The organism is Peribacillus sp. P4_C12 (genome assembly GCF_056402095.1).
Genome location: NZ_JBFUIB010000931.1, coordinates 1 through 1016 on the forward strand (window position 1 = coordinate 1; position 1016 = coordinate 1016).

Annotated in this window: 2 protein-coding genes; both read right to left on the reverse strand. The window is 38.3% G+C overall.

Annotated elements, in window-relative coordinates; all coding sequences use genetic code 11:
• Positions 1–282 (reverse strand): acyl-CoA dehydrogenase family protein (locus AC1DUW_RS30350; protein WP_477644378.1); only part of this gene is annotated, 282 nt, incomplete at its 3' end.
• Positions 283–404: 122 nt separating this feature from the next.
• Positions 405–1016 (reverse strand): YcjF family protein (locus AC1DUW_RS30355; protein WP_477644379.1); only part of this gene is annotated, 612 nt, incomplete at its 5' end.

The following is a 1016-nucleotide window of genomic DNA, read 5'->3' on the forward strand; positions in this document are numbered from 1 at the left end:
AAGTACCGTTCCTACATGCCAGCCGATTCCTAAAGCAGTTGGACCACAATACTCTGCTATTTTCTCCTGGCTAAGGAGGAAATCATACAAGGAACCACCATTACCTCCATACTCTTTTGCTAGCGTTAATTTAGGATATCCGAAATCCTTTAATTCCTGAATGTTTTCAAAAGGAAAGCCTTTTGATTCATCAAGATTTTCAGATCGTCTGGAAAAAGACTTAATCGCCGCCTCTAATTTTTGTATATATTCTTTTTGCTCTGCTGATTGAAAAAACGACATGAAGATCATCCCTTCTATATATGTAAAAAAATATCCTATACCATCTAGCAGGGGAATCAGCATCTGCTAGAACTCACCTTTATCATATCACTTTAGTGGTGATTACAGTTTGAATCTGTACATTAAGAGTCAATGTCTTCATTTTTATATTGTTTATTAGCATTCTTATAAGCTTCTTTTGCTTGATTCATATCTTTATTTTCTATGAAATATGCAATGGCAGCTTGACCGATACCATAAGTAACAGCTCCCGCTACCGCACCTGAAACAGCAAGACCAGCACCTGGAATGAATCGAACTGCAGCACGAACACCTTCCCTGACAAGCAGACCAATTCCGACGTTAATTCCTAAAGCTGTGATGAATTCACTGGCAGTTTTCGTATTGATATCTTTATCTGCGATAAAACCAATAACAACAATCATCAGGCCTTGGATACCAGTCAATATTGGAAAATCAGCAAAAGGGATTGGCTCGGCACCGATTAGACTGGCAATGGCCGTGAACGTACCCACGATAGTCYGCGCAAATTTTTTCTTAACGAATTGGCTCTGTATCGCCTTTGCAGTCTTTAGTTTCGCTTCACTGGGTAAGGCCTCAATTAAGTAATCAGAAAGCAAATCTATATTCCAGCGCATGTCATATTCAATATTTCCCTTTTCATCAAAATCAATATATGAACAAATTGGAATGATGTTCAATAGTGGGATTTCACTTTCTTTAAACCGCTTAGC